The sequence below is a fragment of the Polynucleobacter sp. VK25 genome (assembly GCF_018687355.1).
In the GTDB taxonomy this organism is placed as follows: domain Bacteria; phylum Pseudomonadota; class Gammaproteobacteria; order Burkholderiales; family Burkholderiaceae; genus Polynucleobacter.
The window spans coordinates 1,700,296-1,722,207 of the sequence record NZ_CP061288.1; the positions used below are offsets into that span (position 1 = coordinate 1,700,296).

Consider the following 21,912-nt stretch of genomic DNA (forward strand, 5'->3'; position numbering starts at 1 on the left):
ATTATAGGTAAATGGCTAAAATGATTCCTATGAATATGGTGACCCCACCCCCCGAATTAGCCGCTATTAGCGCCCTTCAGTCCAAATTGGTTTCGGCCTTACGCCCAATCCTGCCGGAATATGCCCTCTTATGGGAGCCAGAAGACACTATTCCATATGAATGCGATGGTTTGGCTGCTTATCGACGGATGCCTTTGGCGGTGGCTTTACCGGAAACTGAAGAGCAAGTGGCTCAAATTTTGAAGATTTGCTATGCGATGCAAATTCCGGTTGTGCCCCGTGGATCGGGCACAGGACTTTCTGGTGGTGCGATGCCTCTTTCTCAGGGATTGGTATTGTCACTAGCCAAGCTTAAGAAAATTATCAGCATTGATCCATTCACTCGCACCGCAGTAGTTCAGCCTGGCGTGCGCAATCTCGCAATCTCTGAAGCTGTTGCTCATCTGGGTTTGTATTACGCGCCAGATCCATCCTCTCAAATTGCCTGCTCTATCGGTGGCAACGTCAATGAAAACTCCGGTGGTGTGCACTGCCTTAAATACGGCCTAACCTTGCACAACGTTTTGCGTGTTCGTGGAATACTCATGAACGGTGAGATTGTTGAATTTGGTGGCTTAGCACCAGATGCACCTGGCCTGGACTTACTAGCAATCATGATGGGTAGTGAAGGCATGCTCGCGGTAGTTACTGAAGTCACCGTTAAATTGGTTGCTAAACCAAAATTAGCTCGCGTGATTATGGCGAGTTTTGACGACATCGAAAAAGGTGGTAACGCTGTTGCTGCCATTATTGCTGCTGGCATTATTCCTGCTGGCTTAGAGATGATGGATAAAGCCACCACGCGCGCTGTAGAAGAGTTTGTACATGCTGGTTATGACTTAGATGCTGAAGCGATTTTGCTCTGCGAATCTGATGGCACGCCAGAAGAAGTTGCTGAAGAAATCGAGCGCATGACGAAGGTGCTCGAAGAAGCCGGCGCAAGCGGTATTCAGATTTCTAAAGATGAGAGTGAGCGCTTGAAGTTTTGGAGTGGGCGTAAGAACGCATTCCCGGCTGCAGGTCGCTTAGCACCTGACTACTACTGCATGGATGGCACGATACCGCGTCGCCATATTGCCACTTTGCTTAAACGTATTCAGGGTATGGAAGCAAAGTATGGTCTTGGCTGCTTGAATGTATTCCATGCGGGTGATGGCAATATGCATCCACTCATCCTATTTAACGGCGCTGATCAAGAGGAGTGGCATCGCGCTGAAGACTTCGGTACTGAAATTTTAGAAGCTTGTGTAGAGCTTGGCGGAACCATCACCGGTGAACATGGCGTTGGCATCGAAAAAATTAATTCGATGTGCGTGCAATTTGGTGAAGGTGAGCGCGAATCCTTCTGGGGCGTGAAGAGTGCTTTTGATCCAGAAAAACTACTTAACCCAGACAAAGCAATTCCAACTTTGAGTCGTTGTGCAGAATATGGTCGCATGCGCATTAGCGGCGGCCAATTACCTCACCCTGAGTTGGAGCGCTTTTAATAATGAGTCACTCCAATTTACACATTGATGCATTTCGCGAACAAATTCTGAATGCAGCCAAGAATAAAACCCCGCTCTCCATTGAAGGGGGTGGCACAAAATCTTGGTATGGCAATTCCAATTGCTATACAAAGCTTGATGCGCGCTCTTACTCAGGGATCTTGGAATACCAACCAGAAGAATTGGTGATCACTGCTTGTGCCGGCACTCCGCTAAAAGAAATTGAAGCAGCTCTCAAAGCAAAAAATCAGGTGCTTGCATTTGAGCCGCCACACTTTGGCGAGAACGCAACCTTTGGTGGTGCAATTGCTGCTGGTCTTGCTGGTCCAGGCCGCATCACCGTTGGTAATTTCCGCGACTTCGTATTGGGTGCGCGTATCCTTGACGGCAAAGGTCAGGACCTTTCCTTTGGCGGCAAGGTAATGAAGAACGTAGCTGGATATGACGTTTCTCGTTTACTGCCTGGCTCTTTGGGAACCCTTGCGCTTTTATTGGAAGCCTCAGTCAAGGTGCTGCCTAAACCTGCAGCGACAGCCACCTTGCGTTGCCAGCTTTCCCAAGAGAAAGCACTTAAAGTTCTTAATGAGTGGGCTGGTCAACCACTGCCACTTTCCGCAAGCTGCTGGATTGGTTCTGCTAAAGGCGGAGACGGGGAGTTAACTTTCCGCCTCGCGGGAGCCGGAGCTGCGGTTAAAGCTGCGATTCCCCTCATGAGCTCACTAGTAAATGCCGCGGAGATTAATGAAGAAACTGCAGAACATTTCTGGAATGATTTGCGCGAACAAAAAGTTTCTGCATTTGCAAATCTTGGCGCAGATCAAACTCTATATCGTTTAGCGCTACCTGCTGCCTGTGGCTCCATTGCCATACACGGTGCTAACGATGAAATCATTTTGGAGTGGCATGGTCAACAACGCTGGATTAAAGCACCTGGTGATGAAGCCACTTTCAAAGCTATCAAAGCACTGGCAAATTCTCATGGTGGACATGCAACTCGTTTTAGACAAGGTGCAAATGTAGATTCTTCATATCAACGCTTCACCCTACTCTCAGAGCAAGCCCACTCTAAAGCCCTTGAAGCAGTGCAAGAACGCTTGAGATCGGCCTTTGATCCTGCTGGCGTATTTGCCACTAAACGTCTTCCATAAGTATTTCTATGCAAACTCAACTCGCCCCTCAATTTGCCAACACACCGGAAGGTATCGAGGCAGCCCGCATTCTAGGCAAATGTGTTCACTGCGGTTTTTGTACAGCCACTTGCCCCACCTACCAAATACTGGGTGATGAGTTAGATGGTCCACGTGGACGCATCTATCTGATTAAGCAAATCGCTGAAGGTCAATCGCCCACCGAAAAGACTCGCTTACATTTAGACCGCTGCTTAACATGTCGCAATTGCGAGAGCACTTGCCCAAGTGGTGTGCAATACGGAAACCTCATAGATATTGGTCGTAAGTGGGCAGAAGAAAATACACCTGAGCGTCCAATCGGTCAGCGCTTAACTCGATGGGCTCTGAAAGAAGGTCTGACTAAGCCGGCTTTATTTAATACTGCAATGACCTTAGGTCGCCTAGTGCGTCCATTGATGCCTAGTGGGATTAAACGCAAGATTCCACTGACTATTAATAAAGCATTAGCCAAATCCACCGATGCCCACGCAAGGCCGACTGCAGCGCATCAGCGCAAAATGGTTTTGCTAGAAGGTTGCGTACAACCTGGCATGCTTCCAAATATCAACTCAGCAACAGCACGCGTACTCAACGCACTCAAGATCCAGCTGATCAGTGCGCCTAATGCCACTTGTTGTGGAGCCTTGCGTTATCACCTGAATGATCAAGCCGGTGGCTTAGATAATGCCAAGCAAAATATTGATGCTTGGTGGCCCCTAGTAGAAAGTGGTGTCGAAGCTATTGTGATGACTGCATCAGGCTGTGGTGTGATGGTCAAAGACTATGGCCATCTATTTGCGAATGACCCTACTTATGCCGCTAAAGCAAAGAAGATTTCAGACTTGACCAAGGATATTTCTGAGATTTTGCCGTCATTACAAAATGAACTCGTGCAACTAGTTGGAGCCGATCCTAAGCCAGGAGTGGTGTATCACCCACCCTGCACTCTTCAGCATGGTCAACAAGTCCGCGGCAAGGTTGAGGGACTACTTTCCAGCATCGGTATTGGCGTTCGTTTATGCGCCGATAGCCACCTTTGCTGTGGATCTGCCGGCACTTATTCGGTGACTCAACCAGAACTCTCTGAACAACTTCGTAAAAACAAGTTAACGCACTTAAATGCAGCATGCGAGGAATCAGGCGCCGAGGTTATTGTTTCTGGAAATATTGGCTGCATAGCCCACCTTCAGCAAGATGACACGCCAGTGGTGCATTGGATCGAAATCGTAGATCAATTAGTTAGCAAATCTTCTAAGGCCTCATGAATTCCATTGTTGTAAATCTGATGCAAGTCAGACAGCGAATTGAACTTGCTGCTTTAGCAGCAAAACGTGAGCCTGAAGAAATTGAACTTCTAGCGGTTAGCAAAACCTTCCCGGCTGCAGCGGTTGAAGAAGCCATGCATTCAGGTCAATCCGCCTTTGGTGAAAACTATGTCCAAGAGGCAGTAGAAAAAATTGAGAAGTTAGCCAAGTTAAAGCCTTGGTTGACATGGCACTTTATCGGCCCACTCCAAAGCAATAAAACTAGAGAAGTAGCGCAACACTTCGACTGGGTTCATAGTGTAGATCGCCTCAAAATTGCAGAACGCCTATCAGCTCAAAGGGGTGAATTTCCTGATTTACCGCCTTTAATGGTTTGCGCACAAATCAATGTGAGTGAAGAAGACAGTAAAAGCGGGGTTTCCTTCGCTGAAGTCGAAGAGCTTTGCAACACCATCACCTCTCTACCAAACCTGGTTCTACGTGGATTGATGGCTATTCCTGCGCCCAATCCAGATCCCATCAAACAACGCCAGGCTTTTGCAGCCGTACAAGATTGTTTTAAGAAAATTCAGGTAGCGCACGCCACTGAACTGGGATACCAATTTTTTGACACTCTATCGATGGGGATGTCAGATGATTTAGAGGCTGCAATTGCCGAAGGTAGCACTATTGTTCGTGTTGGCACCGCCATTTTTGGGAAGCGCGATAAGATTAGCAAATGAGCATAAATAAAACCGCACAAAACAATAGCAACGCCCACATCACTTTCATTGGCGGCGGCAATATGGGGCGCGCCCTGATCAGCGGCCTACTTGCTAACGGATTTGAACCCAGTCAAATTTCAGTTGTAGAGGCGAACGCTGCAACCGCCCTAAAGTTACATGAAGATTTTGGCGTGCAAGGTATTGCCGCACTAGAGCAAATCGCTTTTGACTTCTCTAAAAATAATGTTGTTGTCATGGCAATTAAGCCGCAAGACTTTAATGTTGTTGCCAAAGGCTTGGCAGCCAAGCTCAAACACGCCACTGCACCTGGCCCACTCATTCTGAGCATCGCTGCTGGCATTCGCTTAAAAGACATGAGCCGCTGGTTGGATCACACACGCTGTGTACGTGCCATGCCAAATACACCAGCCTTAATTGGCAAAGGTATTACTGGTCTCTTTGCAGATACTGCTGTGAATCAATCAGACCGCGCATTAGCTGAAACGATTTGTCATGCTGTGGGTCAAGCAGTTTGGGTTCAAGAAGAAAAACTCATGGATGCAGTCACTGCCGTTTCAGGTAGCGGCCCTGCTTATGTCTTTGCATTTCTTGAGGCAATGCAGTCTGCTGGCGAGAAACTGGGGCTTGATACAGCGACAGCACGCAAACTGGCCTATGCAACACTTGAAGGTGCTACACAGCTAGCCCACAATTCCGATGAGCATGCTGGTGTCTTACGTGAAAGAGTGACCTCGAAGGGCGGCACAACTGCAGCTGCATTAGATGTCATGAAGCAGCAGGGTTGGCATGAGATCCTAGAAAAAGCAATTGATGCAGCAAGCCAACGTGGTAAAGCTATGGGTGATGAACTCGGCAAGAGTTAAGCGGTCGGTTGTCTAGTGAACTGCTAGCCCCAATACAATCCCAAGAAATAAAAACCCGCCTAGCCAGTTGTTGTGGCGAAAAGCCTTAAAGCAACTATCTCTATTACGAGTAGACACCAACTTGAGGTGGTAGATTGCGCAAGCTAATGCTGCGAACCAGCCCAACAAAAAATAATTACTTAAGTTAGCTAACTGCGCCACCCATAACTGACTCAGAAAAAGCATCCCATAGCTTATTGCAATAGCAACGACATCGTATTGACCGAAAGTAATCGCCGAAGTTCTCAGACCTAGGCGACGATCATCATCGCGGTCGACCATGGCATAAGCAGTGTCATAGGCTATTGCCCAAAAGATATTGCCAATAAATAAGCACCAAGCCTCTAGGGGAACAAAATCCAGAATCGCCGCGTATGCCATGGGGATGCCAAAGCCAAAAGCAATGCCCAGGACTGCTTGGGGCATTGCAAAAAAGCGTTTGGTGAATGGGTAGATAAACGCTACTAGCAGAGCAAGTACTGACAGTTGCTTTGTAAATGCGTTCAAGGGCTGGATCAGTAAAAAAGCCATGAAAGCCAGTACACCAGCAACTGCCACTGCCTCCTTACCCGAAATCTTTCCACTCGTTACTGGACGACCTTGCGTTCTTTTGACATGACGATCAAAGTCACGATCAGCATAGTCATTGATTGCACATCCAGCGCTGCGCATCAAAAACGTACCTGCGACAAATATCAGCAAAATAGATAAATCAGGCACCCCACTACTTGCCAACCACAGCGCCCAAAGTGTCGGCCACAAAAGCAACAGCGTGCCAATAGGTTTATCTAACCTAATTAAATACCCGTAAGCAATAAAGCGCTCTTTTAAACTCATGATGTGATTATCAAGCTTTTAGAAACTCCGCACGAGATCCAAGCCAACGTTCCAAATGGCGCTCTACCAGATCTGCATGCTCGACGAGCAATCGATCAGCCGCCTGTTGAGCAAGCTCAATCAACCAAGCGTCTCGCTGTAGATCAACAAAGCGCAACATAGCATCACCAGATTGCTTGGCGCCAAGTAATTCGCCAGGACCACGTAGAGATAAATCGCGTTCAGCAATCACAAACCCATCTGAAGTCTCACGTAAGGTTTGCAAACGTTCCTTAGCAGCCATTGAGAGAGGTTCGGCATACATCAAAATACACACCGAATCTGCAGAGCCTCTGCCTACCCGCCCTCGCAGTTGATGAATCTGGGCATATCCAAAGCGCTCAGCGTGCTCGATCACCATCAGCGCTGCATTGGGTACATCGACACCAACCTCAATCACCGTGGTGGCAACTAGGAGCTGGATCTCGTTTGCTTTAAAGGCAGCCATGACAGCCGCTTTTTCTTCTGCCTTGAGTCTGCCATGCACCAATCCGACCTTAAAGTCGGGCAGCGCTTGTGTGAGCTGCTCAAAACTCTCGACTGCGGTTTGCAGCTGAAGTGCCTCAGACTCTTCAATCAAGGGACAAACCCAGTAAGCCTGCAACCCTTTTGATAGCCAACTTTGCAAACCACCAATCACCTCATCACGGCGACTGGCTTTCACTACTTTAGTGGCAATCGGTTTACGCCCTGGGGGTAACTCATCAATGACAGAAACATCCAAGTCAGCGTAATAAGTCATCGCCAATGTTCGAGGAATAGGCGTAGCTGACATCATCAACTGATGACAGTAAAACAATTCCGAGCCAACACGTTGCTGAATCTCAAGTCGCTGCCTAACGCCAAAGCGATGTTGCTCATCAATGACTGCGAGACCTAACCTAGCAAAACTGACGCTCTCCTGAATCAAAGCATGCGTACCAATAATAAGTTGGGCTTGGCCATTCTCAATCACCTCTTGTGCCAGTCTTTTTTCTTTGACTTTTAAGCTACCAGATAGCCAGGCGATTTTTACTCCTAAAGGCTCGAACCACTCTTTCATTTTGAGATAGTGCTGCTCGGCCAAGATCTCGGTAGGCGCCATGATGGCCGCTTGATAACCGTGATCCATTACTCGGGCGGCAGCCAAGGCAGCCACTACAGTCTTGCCACTACCCACATCCCCCTGCAGAAGGCGGTTCATCGGAAAAGATTTAGAGAGGTCATTACTAATTTCTGACCAAACACGCTCTTGTGCACTTGTTAATTTAAAGGGTAGGACTTTCAGCAAGCCATCTTCAAAACTGGACGTTTTATTTTTATCCCTACTCCCATCACTCATTCTTGCAAAGCTTGGCGCATGTCGCTCACGACGAATTGCATGCGCTCTCTTTAAAGAAATTTGTTGCGCTAACAACTCCTCAAATTGCACTCTGCGCCACGCAGGATGAGTGCGCTCTAGTAGTGATTGGGTATTAGCGTCAGCAGGCGGTTGATGCAGATAAGTAATGGCTGCTTGTAAATTTGGCCAGTCATTACTCGGCAATAACTCCGCTATCAATTTTTTAGGCAAGAACTCCGCCAAGCTATCTTGCAGACTGGGGTCATGCAAAGCTTTTGTCACTGCTTTACGAATAATGGTTTGTGATACGCCAACGCTGGCTGGATAGACTGGAGTCAGACTAGCTGGCAGTGGAGCATCTGGCGCTAAAGCTCGCACAGTCGGGTGCACCATTTCTGGACCCTGAAAACCTTCTCGCACTTCACCGCGTACTCGAATATTGACCCCGACCGCCATCTGCTTTTGCTGGCTTGGATAGAAATTCAGAAAGCGGAGGTTTAAGGTTTCAGTCTCATCCTCAATGGTGACGACCATTTGTCTTCTCGGCCGAAATAAGACCTGATTACGGATGACTACACCCTGGGTCTGGGCTGAGTTAAATCGACCCTGAGCAATGGCCTCCTCGATGGTTAACAACTCAGTCTCATCCTCATAGCGGGATGGTAAGTGCAAAGCAAGGGCCATAGGGCTGTCTAAACCCATCTTTTGGAGTGTGCTTGGCGCTTGTTTAGTAGTCATCGTTAAAATCTAATACCTGATGGTAATGCTATGCAACTTTCCGACTTCAATTACGAACTTCCTGCCGAACTAATCGCCCAGCATCCTTTGGCGAATAGAACCGATAGCCGCCTCTTAGAGGTCAAGGCTGATGGGCCAAATCACGTCCAATTGGTAGATCGACAGTTTAAGGACATTCTGAGCATTGTTCAGCCAGGGGACTTATTGGTCTTTAATGACACCAAGGTTATTCCTGCGCGTTTGCATGGCAAAAAGGAAACCGGTGGGAATGTTGAGCTACTGATTGAGCGCATTAGTGGCGAAAAACAGGCTTGGGTACAAATTAGAGCCTCTAAGGTACCAAAAACTGGAACCACTGTTCATATTCACAATCAGGCTGGCGAAACCTTTCCTGTAGAAATGATTGGATATGACGGACGTTTTTACGAGGTGCGCTTTCCTGAAAATGTCTTTTCATTACTTGAGCGCTTTGGTGAACTCCCGCTACCCCCTTACATCGAACATCAACCCGATGGAGAGGATGCACAACGCTACCAAACAGTCGTCGCCAAAAATCCAGGTGCAGTAGCAGCCCCTACGGCTGGCCTGCATTTTGATGAAGCTATTTTGCAAAAGCTAAAAGGGTTAGGTGTCACTCAAGCAACAGTTACCCTACATGTCGGTGCCGGAACATTCACCCCAGTACGCGAAGAAGATCTTTCAAAACACAAGATGCATTACGAGTGGTTTTCTATTCCCAATGAAACCTTGCAAGCAATAGAAGCCACCAAGAAAAATGGTGGCAGAGTGATTGCAGTAGGCACCACCAGCCTACGCGCCCTAGAGAGTCAAGCAGCTAGCGGGCAAAGCAGTGGCGAAACGAATCTCTTTATCACCCCAGGCTATCAATTTAAAACGGTAGACTGTTTGTTAACAAACTTTCATCTGCCAAAATCTACCTTATTGATGCTGGTGAGCGCATTTGCGGGAATGGAAAACATTCGCGCCGCTTATCAACATGCCATTCATCAGAAGTATCGTTTCTTCAGTTATGGAGATGCGATGTTTCTTTGCCGACTTGAGAATACAAAGCTATGACCAAACCCGTTCACTTCAACATCCTGGCGCGTGACTCACAAAGCCCTGCCCGCCTTGGTCAACTTGATCTCCCGCACGGCAGCGTGCAAACGCCGATCTTCATGCCGGTGGGAACTTATGGCACCGTGAAAGCCATGACACCACGCGATCTCAATGAAGCCAAGGCGCAAATTATTTTAGGAAATACTTTTCATCTCTGGTTAAGGCCTGGATTGGATGTCGTTAAGAAGCATGGTGGCTTGCATCGCTTTATGGGGTGGGATAAGCCCATTCTTACTGACTCGGGTGGCTTTCAAGTATTTAGCCTAGGCGCTCTTCGCAAGATCTCTGAAGAGGGGGTGACCTTTGCATCACCCATTAACGGTGACAAACTATTTATGTCACCAGAAGTATCGATGGAAATTCAGGCGGTGCTCAATAGCGATATCGCCATGCAGTTTGATGAATGTACTCCCTATGAAATTAAGGGACAACCAACTTCTGAAAAAACAGCGCGCGCTTCTCTAGAGATGTCACTTCGCTGGGGTGATCGCTCACTCAAGCGTTTTCGCGAACTGGAGACTGGTAACGGTCTCTTTGGCATTGTTCAAGGTGGCATGTTTGAGAATCTCCGAGAATTTTCTTTAGATGCCGTTAGTCAACAGGGTTTTGATGGCATTGCTATTGGCGGGTTGTCTGTTGGCGAACCAAAACCTGAGTTTGAGCGGATCCTGAATTTCACAGCCCCAAAACTGCCAGAACACATGCCCCACTATTTGATGGGGGTAGGCACTCCAGAAGATCTCATTTTGGGCGTCAGTTTAGGCATCGACATGTTTGATTGCGTCATGCCTACCCGAAATGCCCGTAATGGCTGGCTCTTTACCCGCTTTGGTGACCTCAAGCTACGCAATTCTGGGTACAAGGACGATGATCGCCCTGTTGACCCTACGTGTGCCTGCTATACCTGCCAAAACTTCACCAGATCCTACTTAAATCACCTCCAAAAGGCGAATGAGATCCTAGGATCCCAACTCAATACCATCCACAACCTGTCCTATTACCTCCAGCTCATGTCCGAGGTTCGCGAATCCCTCAGCAAGGACCGCTTTAGCGCTTATCGCGAGGAATTTCATAGCAATCGCCAACGTGGTGTTGAGCCTGGACAGGACTAATAGCCCTACAGGAGGCAAAACCCCCTGCAAATCACCTTCAAAGCCCCACACAGTTTAGAATTGCGGGTTACGGCCTCAGGTTTACAGGCCGAAAAACAAGGCAGTTTTTAATTGGTAATTAACGGAGGTTTTGTATGTGGATTAGTAACGCTTTTGCCCAAGCTCCTGCAGCGGGCGCAGATTCTGGTGGCTTGATGAGCTTCCTTCCTTTGGTTCTGATGTTTGCAGTGTTGTATTTCATCATGATTCGCCCACAAATGAAGCGTCAAAAAGAAACTAAAGCAATGCTTGAGTCATTAGGCGTTGGCGATGAAGTGGTTACGGTTGGCGGCATCATGGGCAAAGTAACAGCGCTCAAAGATCAAGTGGTTACCGTTGAAATTTCTGCAGGCACTGAAGTACAGCTGCAAAAAGGCGCTATCACAACGGTATTGCCAAAAGGCACACTGAAGTCTGCTTAACGCATTTGCTTAATACGTCTTACTAAAAGTATCTCAATATGAATCGCTACCCTCTCTGGAAATATCTAGTCATCGCCGTTGCATTACTAATCGGCGGACTATATTCATTACCCAATTTCTATGGTGAGGCTCCAGCGGTTCAAGTCTCGTCTGCCAAACCAACCATTAAGGTTGATTTGGCAACGCAGTCTCGTGTCGAAAAAATTCTGACTGAGGCCAACATTAATAACACCGGCATTTTCTTTGAAGTTGCCGGCAATGTAGGCTCCATCAAAGTTCGTTTTGATAATACGGACATTCAATTACGCGCTCGCGATCTTTTGCAGCAAAAATTGAACGTTGATCAAAATGATCCTAACTACACCGTTGCATTAAATTTACTTTCCAATACCCCGGGATGGCTAAATGCAATGAATGCATTGCCAATGCCTTTAGGTCTCGACCTGCGTGGTGGCGTGTACTTCCTATTGCAGGTGGATATGAAGGGTGCTGTTCAGAAGAAGGTTACTTCTTTAGCAACCGATATTCGTAGTCAATTGCGCGATAAGAGCATTCGTCATCAAGGTATTGAGCGTGGCCCTGATTTCATCTCCATTAATTTTGGCAGTACAGCTGACGCTGAAGCAGCCCGTACAGTATTGATGACTGCTCAACCAGAGCTGATTTGGCAAGTGAAGCCTACTGGTCTTTCGCCAAAAGTGGTTGGTGAATTTAAGCCAACCGCATTAAAAGAAATTCAAGACAACGCAGTTAAACAAAACATCATCACCTTAAATAAACGTGTGAACGAATTGGCTGTTAAAGAGCCAGTGATTCAGCAACAAGGTGCCGAGCGAATCGTCGTGCAATTACCAGGCGTTCAAGATACGGCCCGTGCGAAAGACATTATTGGCCGCACAGCCACACTCGAAGCTCGCTTAGCTGACCCGCTTATCTCGGCAATTCCTTTGGGTGAAATACCTCCTCCAGGCATGGATACCTTCCGCTTTGGTGAAAACCGATTAGGCGTATTTAAAAAGTCCGTGATTTTCAGTGGTGACCGCATTACTGATGCCAGCGCTGGCTTTGACCAAAACCAACGTCCTGCCGTAAACATCTCGCTGGATGCTGCTGGCGGCCGCGTCATGCAAGAAGTAACTCGTGAAAACATTGGCAAGCCAATGGGTATGATCTTGTTTGAAAAAGGCAAGGGCGAAGTACTCACTATTGCCACTATTCAAAGTGAATTTGGCTCTAAGTTCCAAATCACAGGTCAACCCACCACTGAGAGCGCTAATGACTTGGCGCTTCTCTTGCGCGCAGGCTCGTTAGCAGCGCCAATGGAAATCATCGAAGAGCGCACTATCGGACCAAGCTTAGGCGCAGAAAATATTGAAAAGGGTTTCAAGTCCTTGCTGATTGGTTTTACTGCTATCTCTATTTTTATGGTGGCGTACTACTTACTATTTGGCACTTTCTCTGTTGTCGCCTTGGCAGTCAACTTGCTATTGCTGATCTCAGTACTCTCCATGTTGCAGGCTACGCTCACCTTGCCAGGTATCGCAGCGATGGCCTTAGCTCTCGGTATGGCGATTGACTCCAACGTATTGATTAACGAACGTATTCGTGAAGAGTTACGCAATGGCGCAGCACCGCAAACGGCCATTGCCGTCGGTTTCGATAAAGCTTGGGCGACGATTTTGGATTCAAACGTGACTACTTTGATTGCTGGTCTCGCACTATTAGCGTTTGGTTCTGGTCCGATTAAAGGCTTCGCAGTAGTTCACTGCTTAGGCATTCTGACTTCAATGTTCTCGGCTGTCTTCTTCTCACGTGGCCTTGTTAACCTCTGGTACGGCAGACATAAGAAGATTCAAAAACTCGCTATCGGCCAAGTTTGGCGCCCACAGGAGAAATAAGCCATGGAATTTTTCCGGATCAAAAAAGATATCCCCTTTATGCGCCATGCATTGGTGCTTAATGCGATTTCCTTAATTACCTTCTTAGCAGCAGTCTTCTTCCTCTGGCATAACGGCCTACACCTCTCCATCGAATTTACTGGTGGCACGGTGATGGAAGTTAGCTATCCACAGACTGCGCCATTGGACTCCATCCGCACTAAGGTTGAGAAGCTTGGTTACGCAGATACCCAAATCCAGAACTTTGGCAGCTCACGCGATGTAATGATTCGTCTGCCTTTACAAAAGGATGCTGAAGGCAAGCTGATTTCCTCGGCCGATCAAAGTTCTGCAGTGATGCAGGTGCTTGATCCGGCCGCAACTGGTGCTAAGCTCCAGCGCGTTGAATTTGTCGGCCCACAGGTTGGACGTGAATTAGCCATGGATGGTTTGATGGCATTGCTATTTGTCATCATTGGCATCGTGGTTTACCTCTCGTTCCGCTTTGAGTGGAAGTTTGCAGTTGCAGGCATCATCGCGAACTTGCATGACATCGTGATCATTCTAGGTTTCTTCGCATTTTTCCAATGGGAGTTCTCACTCTCTGTATTGGCAGCAGTCCTTGCAGTTCTGGGCTACTCCGTCAATGAATCCGTGGTGATCTTTGACCGTATTCGCGAAAACTTCCGCAAGTATCGCAAGATGAATACCCGTGAAATCATTGATAACGCAATCACCAGCACCATTAGCCGCACCGTAATTACTCACGGCAGTACTGAGATGATGGTTTTAGCAATGCTCATTTTCGGCGGCCCAACCCTCTTCTATTTCGCCTTAGCACTGACTATTGGTATTTTGTTTGGTATTTACTCTTCAGTGTTCGTGGCTGCGGCATTAGCCATGTGGCTTGGTGTTACTCGTGAAGATTTAGTCAAGGGTGACAAAAAGCCTGATGACGAAGCTCGCAAAGACGACCCTAACTACGGGGCAACGGTTTAAATTAGCGAGTAGTTTGCTGATCAAGGGCAGCTAATATTCTTTTAGTTGCGCCTTGGTGTTTTACTGAGTAGGTCTTTGCTGCCTCGCTCATTTTTCTAAGCTCCCCAGTATGTGAGAGTAGCTCTTTTAAAGATTCCATCAAGGCAATCGGTTCGGTCAACAGCAGTTCACCCTGAATTCGTTTTGCTGCGCCAATATCTAGGGCATCCAAGGTTGCTTGCTGAAAGTTATAAGTGTGTTCACCTAATAAAACAGGGCACCCTGCAGCACAAGCCTCGATCAGATTCTGGCCTCCAAAGGGTAGCAGGCTACCTCCCATCAGAACCAAGTTAGATGCGCTGTAATACATCGGCATCTCACCCATAGAGTCACCCAAAATAATATCCAAACCAGCGCACTCACTTGGAACGCCAGACCATTCACTACGCCGGCGAAAGCTGAAACCAGCAACACTGATCTGATCTGCCACCTCTGCGAATCGCTCTGGATGGCGAGGCACCAAACACAGCAAAGGAGGGGTGGAAAATGCATTACTTAACAGCAAATCTTTCCAAGCCTTCAGAATGATGACCTCCTCGCCATCACGGGTACTTGCGGCGCACACCATCAAGCGATTACTTGCATGTAAGTCTTGCTGCCAAGCTTTTCCTTGCTCCACAAGAACAGCATCAAGCGGCACATCAAATTTGAGATTACCCACAATCTGCACATTCTGAACGCCTAAGCTTCGGTAACGTCCGGCATCAAATTCAGTCTGCGCCAAGATGCCGGCAAAAGCCTGAAATAAAGCACGTCCGGCTTTACCAAATCGATTAACGCGACGGGCGCTGCGCTCTGATAAACGAGCATTCACTAGAAACAGGGGTAGCCCAATCTCTTTGCAGCGAAAGACTACGGTTGGCCATGCTTCGGTCTCCATAAAGAGACCTAACTTCGGTTTAAATGTTTTTAAGAAATGCTCAACAGCCCAACAAATGTCATATGGCAAATAAACTTGTCGAATTTTTCCAGAGGCAATCTCTTTGGCAAATAACTGTTTACCAGTGCGACGACCATTCAAAGTCATATGGGTTAGCAAAATAGCCTCGCCCTTAGCCAAATAGGCTTCAATCAAAGGCTGAGCTGCGCGAGTTTCTCCTACTGAGACCGCATGAATCCAAATATCTTGCTGAGTTACAGGCTTGCTATAGCCAAAACCCAAGCGCTCAGGAATGTGGTGTAGATACGAAAAAGCATGTCGAGCACGCCAAGCTAAGCGGATGAATGCCAATGGCAACAATAGATGCCACAGCAATTGGTAAGCAGCAAACCAGATTCGGGGACGTGCCCCGTACTCTGAATTGGTAGTCAAACTCACTTTTTGAGACGTTCGGTCAACTCAACCGCCTTACCCAAGTAAGAAGATGGGGTCATCTCCAACAAGCGTGCCTTTGCATCATCAGGAATCTTCAAGCCACGAATAAAGGTTTGCAGATCCGCTTGATTGATGCCCTTGCCGCGAGTCAATTCTTTTAGCTGCTCGTATGGATTCTCAATGCCATAGCGACGCATCACTGTTTGTACTGGCTCAGCCAATACTTCCCAGCATGCATCTAAGTCAGCAGCAATCGCTGCAAGATTCACCTCTAATTTGCTAAGGCCGCGCAAGGCGCTGTCATAGGCCAGTACGCTGTGACCAAATGCAGGGCCTAGATTACGCAACACGGTGGAATCAGTGAGGTCACGCTGCCAACGTGAGATCGGTAATTTTTCAGCGAGATGGCGAAGCAATGCATTAGCCACACCCAAATTACCTTCAGAGTTTTCAAAGTCAATTGGGTTAACTTTATGCGGCATAGTAGAAGAGCCAATCTCGCCCGCTTTAGTGCGCTGCTTGAAATATCCAACAGAGATGTAAGCCCAGAAGTCGCGGTCCATATCCAAAAGAATCGTATTAGCACGAGCAATAGCATCAAAGAGCTGCGCCATCCCATCATGCGGCTCAATTTGAATAGTGTAAGGATTGAAAGTTAAACCAAGACGTTTCTCAACCACGTTCTTGGAGAAATTTTCCCAGTCAAAATCAGGGTAAGCAGACATGTGAGCGTTGTAATTACCAACTGCACCGTTCATCTTGCCCAGCAATGGGGCTGCAGCGATAGAGTCAATTGCACGCTCTAAACGCTTGGCGATATTAGCAATCTCCTTACCTAAGGTACTTGGCGATGCAGGCTGTCCATGCGTACGAGACAGTAAGGGTACCTTGGCGTGCTCAAGCGCTAAATCAGTGAGAACAGAAAGAACCTTGCGAAGTTGTGGCAGCAGCACTTCATCGCGAGCACCACGTAACATCAAGCCATGAGAAGTATTGTTAATGTCTTCTGATGTGCATGCAAAGTGAATGAACTCACTTGCTTTTAATAAATCAGGGCGACCCGCTACTTTTTCTTTCAAGAAATACTCAACCGCTTTTACGTCATGGTTGGTTACCGCTTCGATATCTTTAATGCGCTGAGCATCGGCATCGGAAAAGTTTTCAGGCAACGAAAGCAAAAAAGCTTCGTCAGCAGCATTAATTGTTGGCACATCAGGAAGACCAGCAGCAGCCAAAGCCAAGAGCCAATGAATTTCCACAAAAACACGTTGGCGCATGAACGCAGCTTCGGAAAGCCAAGGACGCAAAGCATCTAGCTTTCCGGCATAACGGCCGTCTAGAGGTGAAAGGGCATTAAGGGTTGAAAGCGGCTGACTCACGAATATTGCCTTTGCATTGAATATGTCAATAAAACCTGATTTTAATGCGTTCCGGCGCACAGCAAAGCCCAAATAGGATAGCTATACTTGAGCCCATGAAACTAATCGGATCCCTCACCAGCCCCTATGTACGTAAAGTACGCATTGTTTTTAACGAGAAAAAGGTCGATGTAGACCTCGAATTGGAGAATGTCTGGGCCGCAGACACCAAAATCGGCTCTATAAACCCACTTGGGAAGGTCCCATGCCTAATTGCTGATGATGGAGAGGCCATTTATGACTCTCGCGTCATCGCCGAATATGCTGATGGCCTAAGCCCAGTAAGCAAGCTCATTCCAGCCGATAACCGCGAGCGTGCTGCTGTAAAAACCTGGGAAGCGCTAGCAGATGGAATTATGGATGCTGGCATTCTGGCTCGTTTAGAGCGGACTTTGCGCCCAGCAGAACAACAAAGCCAAACCTGGTATGACCGCCAAATGGGCAAAATCGATGCCGCCCTTCGTCAAATGTCCGAACAACTTGGTGGTAATGCTTGGTGTCATGGCAATCAAATGACTTTGGCAGATATCGCTGTCGGTTGCGCCATTGGATATTTACTGTTTCGCTTTCCAGAGGTGAAATGGCAAACGCAATATCCAAATTTAGATCGTCTGTATCAAAAATTATTACAGCGACCTTCTTTTATTGAAACCGAACCGCCAGCAGCTTAATGAATATTAATTAACCAACTGTCTAAATAAAAAATGCCAATCAAACTGATTGGCATTTTTGCATCTGCTATTTGCTGATGAAAGTTACGCAGAAATAATTCCGCCACCCAAACAAATATCTCCGTCATAGAGAACAGCAGATTGTCCCGGAGTTACAGCCCACTGCGCATCTGGAAAGCTCAAGTCAAAACACAGAGCCTCTTCGCCAGATCTTAGAGTACATGCAGAGTCTGCCTGACGATAGCGCGTCTTCGCTGAATAGTTTCCAGGTGTTGGTGCCACACCAGCAACCCAACTTGCGTCCATAGCAGCAAGCTTGTTAGCCAATAGCCACGGGTGTTCGTGGCCTTGCGCCACATACAGCGTGTTGTTCGGAACATCCTTACGCGCTACATACCAAGCATCACCATTGCCATCTTGGCTGCCACCTAAACCTATACCTTTGCGTTGACCCAAGGTAAAGAACGCTAAGCCCATGTGCTCACCCACTGTCTTACCCTCTGGCGTCTTAATCGGACCTGGTACGCGTGGTAAATAACGATTCAAGAATTCTCTAAAAGGACGTTCGCCAATAAAACAAATTCCAGTTGAGTCTTTCTTTTTAGCATTGTGTAAACCAATTTGCTCGGCAATTTTTCTCACTTCGGTCTTTGGAATTTCTCCGAGTGGAAACATTACATTTGCCAATTGTTGCTGCGTTAAGCGGTGCAAGAAGTAACTTTGATCTTTACTTGCATCAACTGCTTTTAATAACTGTACTTTTCCACCTTCATGACGAACGCGCGCATAGTGACCTGTTGCAATAGCATCGGCACCCAAACTCATGGCGTGATCTAAGAAAGCTTTGAACTTAATCTCAGCGTTACATAAAACATCAGGATTTGGTGTTCGCCCTGCAGCGTATTCCCGCAAGAAATCAGCAAATACACGCTCACGGTATTCGGCGGCAAAATTGACTGCTTCAACGTCAATTCCGATCATATCGGCTACCGAAACCACATCAAGCCAATCCTGACGAGCTGAGCAGTACTCATCGTTGTCGTCATCCTCCCAATTTTTCATGAAAAGGCCAATAACTTCAAAGCCTTGCTCCTTGAGCATCCAGGCAGCAACCGACGAATCTACCCCTCCAGACATGCCAATAACGACTTTCTTAGGCTGGGAGGGCGGGATTGAGGAAGAATTGAGCGGGATCATCAAAAAATGCGAAAATTCAATATAAGCTTGCAGACCATATTGTAGAAGTCTTAGCCTAATTTCACAGGATTTTGGGCAAAAACCAAGCAAGAGGACTAAAGGGTAAGTAAATGGGCGCAATTAGCCCTATTTAACTAAAATAGATTTTTTATAAATTTTGCTTTTGGAGACATGCCATGCGCATAGGAGTACCACTGGAAACAAGGCCCGGGGAAACTCGAGTTGCCGCCACACCAGAAACCGTTAAGAAGCTCATCGGCCAAGGTCATACCGTCGTTATTCAAAAAGATGCCGGATTAAAAGCCAGTCAACCTGACTCTGCGTACGAAGCTGTCGGCGCAACTATCGGTAGTGCCGCAGATGCATTTGGCTCTGAGATTGTTCTCAAGGTGCGCGCACCTGAAGGGGCTGAACTCAAGCAAATTAAATCTGGCGCCGTGCTTTTGGGCATGCTTGATCCATTTGATAACGACATGATTGCCGCAATGGCAGCGCAAGGCGTTACCGCATTCTCCTTAGAGGCTGCGCCACGCACAACACGCGCACAAAGCATGGACGTTTTATCTTCTCAAGCAAACATTGCTGGATATAAAGCAGTGATGGTTGCCGCGAACGAATATCAACGCTTTATGCCAATGTTGATGACTGCTGCAGGAACTGTGAAAGCAGCTCGCGTACTCATCTTAGGCGCTGGTGTTGCTGGCTTACAAGCCATCGCTACCGCAAAGCGTCTTGGTGCAGTTATCGAAGCCTCTGATGTGCGCCCTGCCGCTAAAGAACAAATCGAATCATTAGGCGCCAAGTTTGTTGACGTTCCTTATGAAACTGATGAAGAACGTGAGATTGCCAAAGGTGTTGGTGGTTATGCCCGCCCAATGCCTGAAGCCTGGATGAAGCGTCAAGCAGCTTTAGTTGCTGAGCGCGCACAACAAGCTGACATCGTCATTACTACTGCATTAATTCCAGGGCGTAAGCCGCCTGTGCTTTTGCATAGCGATACTGTTGCCAATATGAAACCAGGCTCAATCGTGATCGACTTAGCTGCAGGCAAAGGTGATAACGGCTCAGGCAACTGCCCGCTAACGCAAGCAGATAAAGTAGTTGATGTGAATGGCGTAAAGATTGTTGGCTATACCAATTTAGCCAGCATGGTCGCAGCAGATGCTTCCGCGCTCTATTCACGCAACCTGCTCGATTTCATGAAACTCATCGTGGATAAAGATGCCAAGCTGGTTATCCCAAGTGATGATGACATCGTTACTGCTTGCTTAATGTGTCGTGATGGTCAAGCCATCCGCAAAAACTAATAGTAAAAATACTAAGGAAACACTATGGATCTCGCTGCCTTTCAAAGCATCCTCACCGTTCAAAACATTACCGTATTTGTGTTGGCCATTTTTGTTGGCTATCACGTAGTTTGGAACGTGACCCCAGCATTGCACACGCCTTTAATGGCAGTAACTAATGCGATCTCCGGCATCATCATCGTTGGCGCATTGCTCCAAACTGAAGTTATCGGTGGCGATGAAATCACCCTGACTAGCATTATTGGTGCGGTTGCCGTATTCCTCGCCTCGATCAATATTTTTGGTGGCTTTATGGTCACCCGTCGCATGCTTGAAATGTTCAAGAAAAAAGCCCCTAAAGCTGATGCGGCTGGAACCAAATAAACCTAGAACAAGACCCATATAGAGACCAAAACTATGTCAAACATAACCGCTATTTCCTATCTCATTTCATCGGTGTTGTTCATCCTCGCTTTGCGCGGCTTATCCTCACCAACCACTTCACGTCAAGGCAACACCTTTGGCATGATTGGTATGTTGTTAGCAGTCATCACCACCTTCTTTGTTCCTGATTTCAAACCAGTCATCTCATTGATTGGCGTTGCGATCGTAGGTGGCGCCATCATTGGTACGCTTGCTGCTAAGCGTGTACAAATGACTAAGATGCCTGAGTTGGTTGCTCTGATGCACTCCTTTGTAGGTTTGTCAGCCGTATTAATTGCGATTGCTGCTGTATTTAATCCAGCTCATGACCATACTGGCGCGCAGAAGATTGAACTCTTTATTGGTGCTTTCATTGGCGCCATCACCTTCACTGCATCTGTTATTGCTTTCGGAAAATTGTCCGGCAAGGTCAGCGGCAAACCAGTGAGCTTTACTGGTCAACACTTGCTGAACTTAGTCTTAGCAGTTTCGATGGTGGGCGCTGGCGTTGCATATTACATGGGTGATAGCCACGCAGCCTTCTTGGCGATGTGTGCCATTGCCTTGGTATTGGGCGTGACCTTGATCATCCCTATTGGTGGTGCTGATATGCCAGTGGTTGTATCAATGCTGAATAGCTACTCTGGTTGGGCTGCTGCCGGTATTGGTTTCACATTGAACAACCCAGTATTAATTATTGCTGGTGCTTGCGTTGGCTCATCAGGTGCAATTCTTTCTTACATCATGTGTAAGGCGATGAACCGCTCTATTCTAGCTGTATTGCTTGGCGGCTTTGGTGCTGAAGCTGCTGCAGGCGGTGCTGATGATGGCGGTCCCAAGAACTACAAGACTGGCTCACCTGAAGATGCAGCTTTCCTTATGGAAAATGCGGACACTGTAATCATCGTTCCTGGCTATGGCTTAGCAGTGGCTCGCGCTCAACACGCCCTCAAAGAATTAACTGAAAAGCTAACTCACCATGGCGTTACTGTGAAATACGCTATTCACCCAGTTGCTGGACGTATGCCTGGTCACATGAACGTACTCTTGGCCGAAGCTGAAGTTCCATACGATCAAGTATTTGAGATGGAAGACATCAACAGCGACTTTGGTCAGGCAGACGTAGTATTGGTGCTTGGTGCGAACGACGTTGTTAACCCAGCAGCACGCACTCCAGGTAGTCCAATCTTTGGCATGCCAATTTTGGAGGCATTCAAAGCCAAAACTATTATTGTGAACAAGCGCTCTATGGCAGCTGGTTATGCCGGCTTGGATAACGAACTCTTCTACATGGATAAAACCATGATGGTCTTCGGTGATGCGAAGAAAGTTGTCGAAGAGATGGTTAAGGCTGTTGAGTGATGTTTAGCAGCCTCAAGCAGTAAGTCTTGAGGCAGAAATAGAGTGTCGGAACCATCTTCCATCCCCCCATCGGGATTGAAGATGGCCACATTTCTGACGTGTTAATCCGCT

19 protein-coding genes are annotated in these 21,912 nt (G+C 47.4%); 14 read left to right on the plus strand and 5 right to left on the minus strand.

What is annotated here, in order from left to right:
• Positions 1 to 20: 20 nt before the first annotated feature.
• Genes AOC21_RS08550 through proC form a run of 5 tightly spaced genes read left to right on the plus strand, consistent with a single transcriptional unit; the run spans position 21 to position 5,548 of the window.
• Positions 21 to 1,526: an FAD-linked oxidase C-terminal domain-containing protein gene (locus AOC21_RS08550; protein WP_215392802.1), complete on the plus strand. Its 1,506-nt coding sequence runs from the start codon at positions 21 to 23 to the stop codon at positions 1,524 to 1,526.
• Between the two features lie 2 nt (positions 1,527 to 1,528).
• Positions 1,529 to 2,674 (plus strand): glycolate oxidase subunit GlcE, encoded by a 1,146-nt coding sequence (glcE, locus tag AOC21_RS08555; RefSeq protein WP_215391571.1) that lies wholly within the window; start codon positions 1,529 to 1,531, stop codon positions 2,672 to 2,674.
• 8 nt (positions 2,675 to 2,682) lie between these two features.
• The gene (gene glcF / locus AOC21_RS08560) at positions 2,683 to 3,960 is read left to right on the plus strand and encodes a glycolate oxidase subunit GlcF (RefSeq protein ID WP_215391572.1); all 1,278 of its coding nucleotides are present in this window, start codon (positions 2,683 to 2,685) and stop codon (positions 3,958 to 3,960) included.
• Positions 3,957 to 4,682, plus strand: coding sequence for a YggS family pyridoxal phosphate-dependent enzyme (locus tag AOC21_RS08565; protein WP_215391573.1), 726 nt, complete (start codon positions 3,957 to 3,959; stop codon positions 4,680 to 4,682). The genes glcF and AOC21_RS08565 overlap by 4 nt, the downstream gene beginning before the upstream one ends.
• The gene (gene proC, locus AOC21_RS08570; RefSeq protein ID WP_215391574.1) at positions 4,679 to 5,548 is read left to right on the plus strand and encodes a pyrroline-5-carboxylate reductase; all 870 of its coding nucleotides are present in this window, start codon (positions 4,679 to 4,681) and stop codon (positions 5,546 to 5,548) included. Before AOC21_RS08565 ends, proC begins: the two co-directional genes overlap by 4 nt.
• A 12-nt stretch (positions 5,549 to 5,560) precedes the next feature.
• Here the strand turns inward: proC and ubiA are convergent, their stop codons facing one another.
• Complete coding sequence (gene ubiA, locus AOC21_RS08575) at positions 5,561 to 6,424, minus strand: 4-hydroxybenzoate octaprenyltransferase (RefSeq protein ID WP_215391575.1); 864 nt, start codon at positions 6,422 to 6,424, stop codon at positions 5,561 to 5,563.
• Between the two features lie 10 nt (positions 6,425 to 6,434).
• Positions 6,435 to 8,522 (minus strand): ATP-dependent DNA helicase RecG, encoded by a 2,088-nt coding sequence (recG, locus tag AOC21_RS08580; RefSeq protein ID WP_215391576.1) that lies wholly within the window; start codon positions 8,520 to 8,522, stop codon positions 6,435 to 6,437.
• 30 nt (positions 8,523 to 8,552) lie between these two features.
• Between recG and queA the strand changes: the two genes are divergently transcribed.
• The 5 genes from queA (at position 8,553) to secF (ending at position 14,090) form a co-directional block, all read left to right on the plus strand.
• Positions 8,553 to 9,599, plus strand: coding sequence for a tRNA preQ1(34) S-adenosylmethionine ribosyltransferase-isomerase QueA (gene queA, locus AOC21_RS08585; protein WP_215391577.1), 1,047 nt, complete (start codon positions 8,553 to 8,555; stop codon positions 9,597 to 9,599).
• Positions 9,596 to 10,753, plus strand: a complete 1,158-nt coding sequence (gene tgt, locus AOC21_RS08590; protein ID WP_215391578.1) for a tRNA guanosine(34) transglycosylase Tgt — start codon at positions 9,596 to 9,598, stop codon at positions 10,751 to 10,753. The genes queA and tgt overlap by 4 nt, the downstream gene beginning before the upstream one ends.
• 134 nt (positions 10,754 to 10,887) lie before the next feature.
• Complete coding sequence (gene yajC, locus AOC21_RS08595; RefSeq protein ID WP_215391579.1) at positions 10,888 to 11,214, plus strand: preprotein translocase subunit YajC; 327 nt, start codon at positions 10,888 to 10,890, stop codon at positions 11,212 to 11,214.
• A 38-nt stretch (positions 11,215 to 11,252) separates the two neighbouring features.
• A complete protein-coding gene (gene secD / locus AOC21_RS08600; RefSeq protein ID WP_215391580.1) occupies positions 11,253 to 13,112 on the plus strand; it encodes a protein translocase subunit SecD in 1,860 nt (619 codons plus the stop codon).
• Positions 13,113 to 13,115: 3 nt separating this feature from the next.
• On the plus strand, positions 13,116 to 14,090 hold the full coding sequence (secF, locus tag AOC21_RS08605; RefSeq protein WP_215391581.1) for a protein translocase subunit SecF: 975 nt from the start codon (positions 13,116 to 13,118) through the stop codon (positions 14,088 to 14,090).
• A gap of 1 nt (position 14,091) precedes the next feature.
• Here secF and AOC21_RS08610 read toward each other — a convergent pair whose 3' ends face one another.
• Entirely contained in the window at positions 14,092 to 15,447 is a 1,356-nt protein-coding gene (locus AOC21_RS08610; protein WP_215391582.1) for a 3-deoxy-D-manno-octulosonic acid transferase, read from the minus strand.
• Entirely contained in the window at positions 15,444 to 16,823 is a 1,380-nt protein-coding gene (purB, locus tag AOC21_RS08615) for an adenylosuccinate lyase (RefSeq protein WP_215391583.1), read from the minus strand. Before purB ends, AOC21_RS08610 begins: the two co-directional genes overlap by 4 nt.
• 95 nt (positions 16,824 to 16,918) lie before the next feature.
• Between purB and AOC21_RS08620 the strand changes: the two genes are divergently transcribed.
• Positions 16,919 to 17,533: a glutathione S-transferase gene (locus AOC21_RS08620; protein ID WP_215391584.1), complete on the plus strand. Its 615-nt coding sequence runs from the start codon at positions 16,919 to 16,921 to the stop codon at positions 17,531 to 17,533.
• Between the two features lie 84 nt (positions 17,534 to 17,617).
• Here AOC21_RS08620 and mnmA read toward each other — a convergent pair whose 3' ends face one another.
• Positions 17,618 to 18,730, minus strand: coding sequence for a tRNA 2-thiouridine(34) synthase MnmA (gene mnmA, locus AOC21_RS08625; protein ID WP_215391585.1), 1,113 nt, complete (start codon positions 18,728 to 18,730; stop codon positions 17,618 to 17,620).
• 176 nt (positions 18,731 to 18,906) lie between these two features.
• On the opposite strand from mnmA, the gene AOC21_RS08630 reads away from it, so the two are divergent.
• From AOC21_RS08630 to AOC21_RS08640, 3 genes are read left to right on the plus strand one after another with little or no spacing between them, the layout of a single operon-like run.
• Entirely contained in the window at positions 18,907 to 20,037 is a 1,131-nt protein-coding gene (locus tag AOC21_RS08630) for a Re/Si-specific NAD(P)(+) transhydrogenase subunit alpha (RefSeq protein ID WP_215391586.1), read from the plus strand.
• 24 nt (positions 20,038 to 20,061) lie between these two features.
• Positions 20,062 to 20,400, plus strand: a complete 339-nt coding sequence (locus AOC21_RS08635) for a proton-translocating transhydrogenase family protein (RefSeq protein ID WP_011903634.1) — start codon at positions 20,062 to 20,064, stop codon at positions 20,398 to 20,400.
• Between the two features lie 33 nt (positions 20,401 to 20,433).
• Positions 20,434 to 21,801, plus strand: coding sequence for an NAD(P)(+) transhydrogenase (Re/Si-specific) subunit beta (locus AOC21_RS08640; RefSeq protein WP_215391587.1), 1,368 nt, complete (start codon positions 20,434 to 20,436; stop codon positions 21,799 to 21,801).
• Positions 21,802 to 21,912 lie beyond the last annotated feature (111 nt).

Excerpts from the sequence above, each read along its gene's own strand:
- AOC21_RS08550 (WP_215392802.1), top strand. The coding sequence starts at position 21 with ATGATTCCTATGAATATGGTGACCCCACCCCCCGAATTAGCCGCTATT.
- glcE (WP_215391571.1), top strand. The coding sequence starts at position 1,529 with ATGAGTCACTCCAATTTACACATTGATGCATTTCGCGAACAAATTCTG.
- glcF (WP_215391572.1), top strand. The coding sequence starts at position 2,683 with ATGCAAACTCAACTCGCCCCTCAATTTGCCAACACACCGGAAGGTATC.
- AOC21_RS08565 (WP_215391573.1), top strand. The coding sequence starts at position 3,957 with ATGAATTCCATTGTTGTAAATCTGATGCAAGTCAGACAGCGAATTGAA.
- proC (WP_215391574.1), top strand. The coding sequence starts at position 4,679 with ATGAGCATAAATAAAACCGCACAAAACAATAGCAACGCCCACATCACT.
- ubiA (WP_215391575.1), bottom strand. The coding sequence starts at position 6,424 with ATGAGTTTAAAAGAGCGCTTTATTGCTTACGGGTATTTAATTAGGTTA.
- recG (WP_215391576.1), bottom strand. The coding sequence starts at position 8,522 with ATGACTACTAAACAAGCGCCAAGCACACTCCAAAAGATGGGTTTAGAC.
- queA (WP_215391577.1), top strand. The coding sequence starts at position 8,553 with ATGCAACTTTCCGACTTCAATTACGAACTTCCTGCCGAACTAATCGCC.
- tgt (WP_215391578.1), top strand. The coding sequence starts at position 9,596 with ATGACCAAACCCGTTCACTTCAACATCCTGGCGCGTGACTCACAAAGC.
- yajC (WP_215391579.1), top strand. The coding sequence starts at position 10,888 with ATGTGGATTAGTAACGCTTTTGCCCAAGCTCCTGCAGCGGGCGCAGAT.
- secD (WP_215391580.1), top strand. The coding sequence starts at position 11,253 with ATGAATCGCTACCCTCTCTGGAAATATCTAGTCATCGCCGTTGCATTA.
- secF (WP_215391581.1), top strand. The coding sequence starts at position 13,116 with ATGGAATTTTTCCGGATCAAAAAAGATATCCCCTTTATGCGCCATGCA.
- AOC21_RS08620 (WP_215391584.1), top strand. The coding sequence starts at position 16,919 with ATGAAACTAATCGGATCCCTCACCAGCCCCTATGTACGTAAAGTACGC.
- mnmA (WP_215391585.1), bottom strand. The coding sequence starts at position 18,730 with ATGATCCCGCTCAATTCTTCCTCAATCCCGCCCTCCCAGCCTAAGAAA.
- AOC21_RS08630 (WP_215391586.1), top strand. The coding sequence starts at position 18,907 with ATGCGCATAGGAGTACCACTGGAAACAAGGCCCGGGGAAACTCGAGTT.
- AOC21_RS08635 (WP_011903634.1), top strand. The coding sequence starts at position 20,062 with ATGGATCTCGCTGCCTTTCAAAGCATCCTCACCGTTCAAAACATTACC.
- AOC21_RS08640 (WP_215391587.1), top strand. The coding sequence starts at position 20,434 with ATGTCAAACATAACCGCTATTTCCTATCTCATTTCATCGGTGTTGTTC.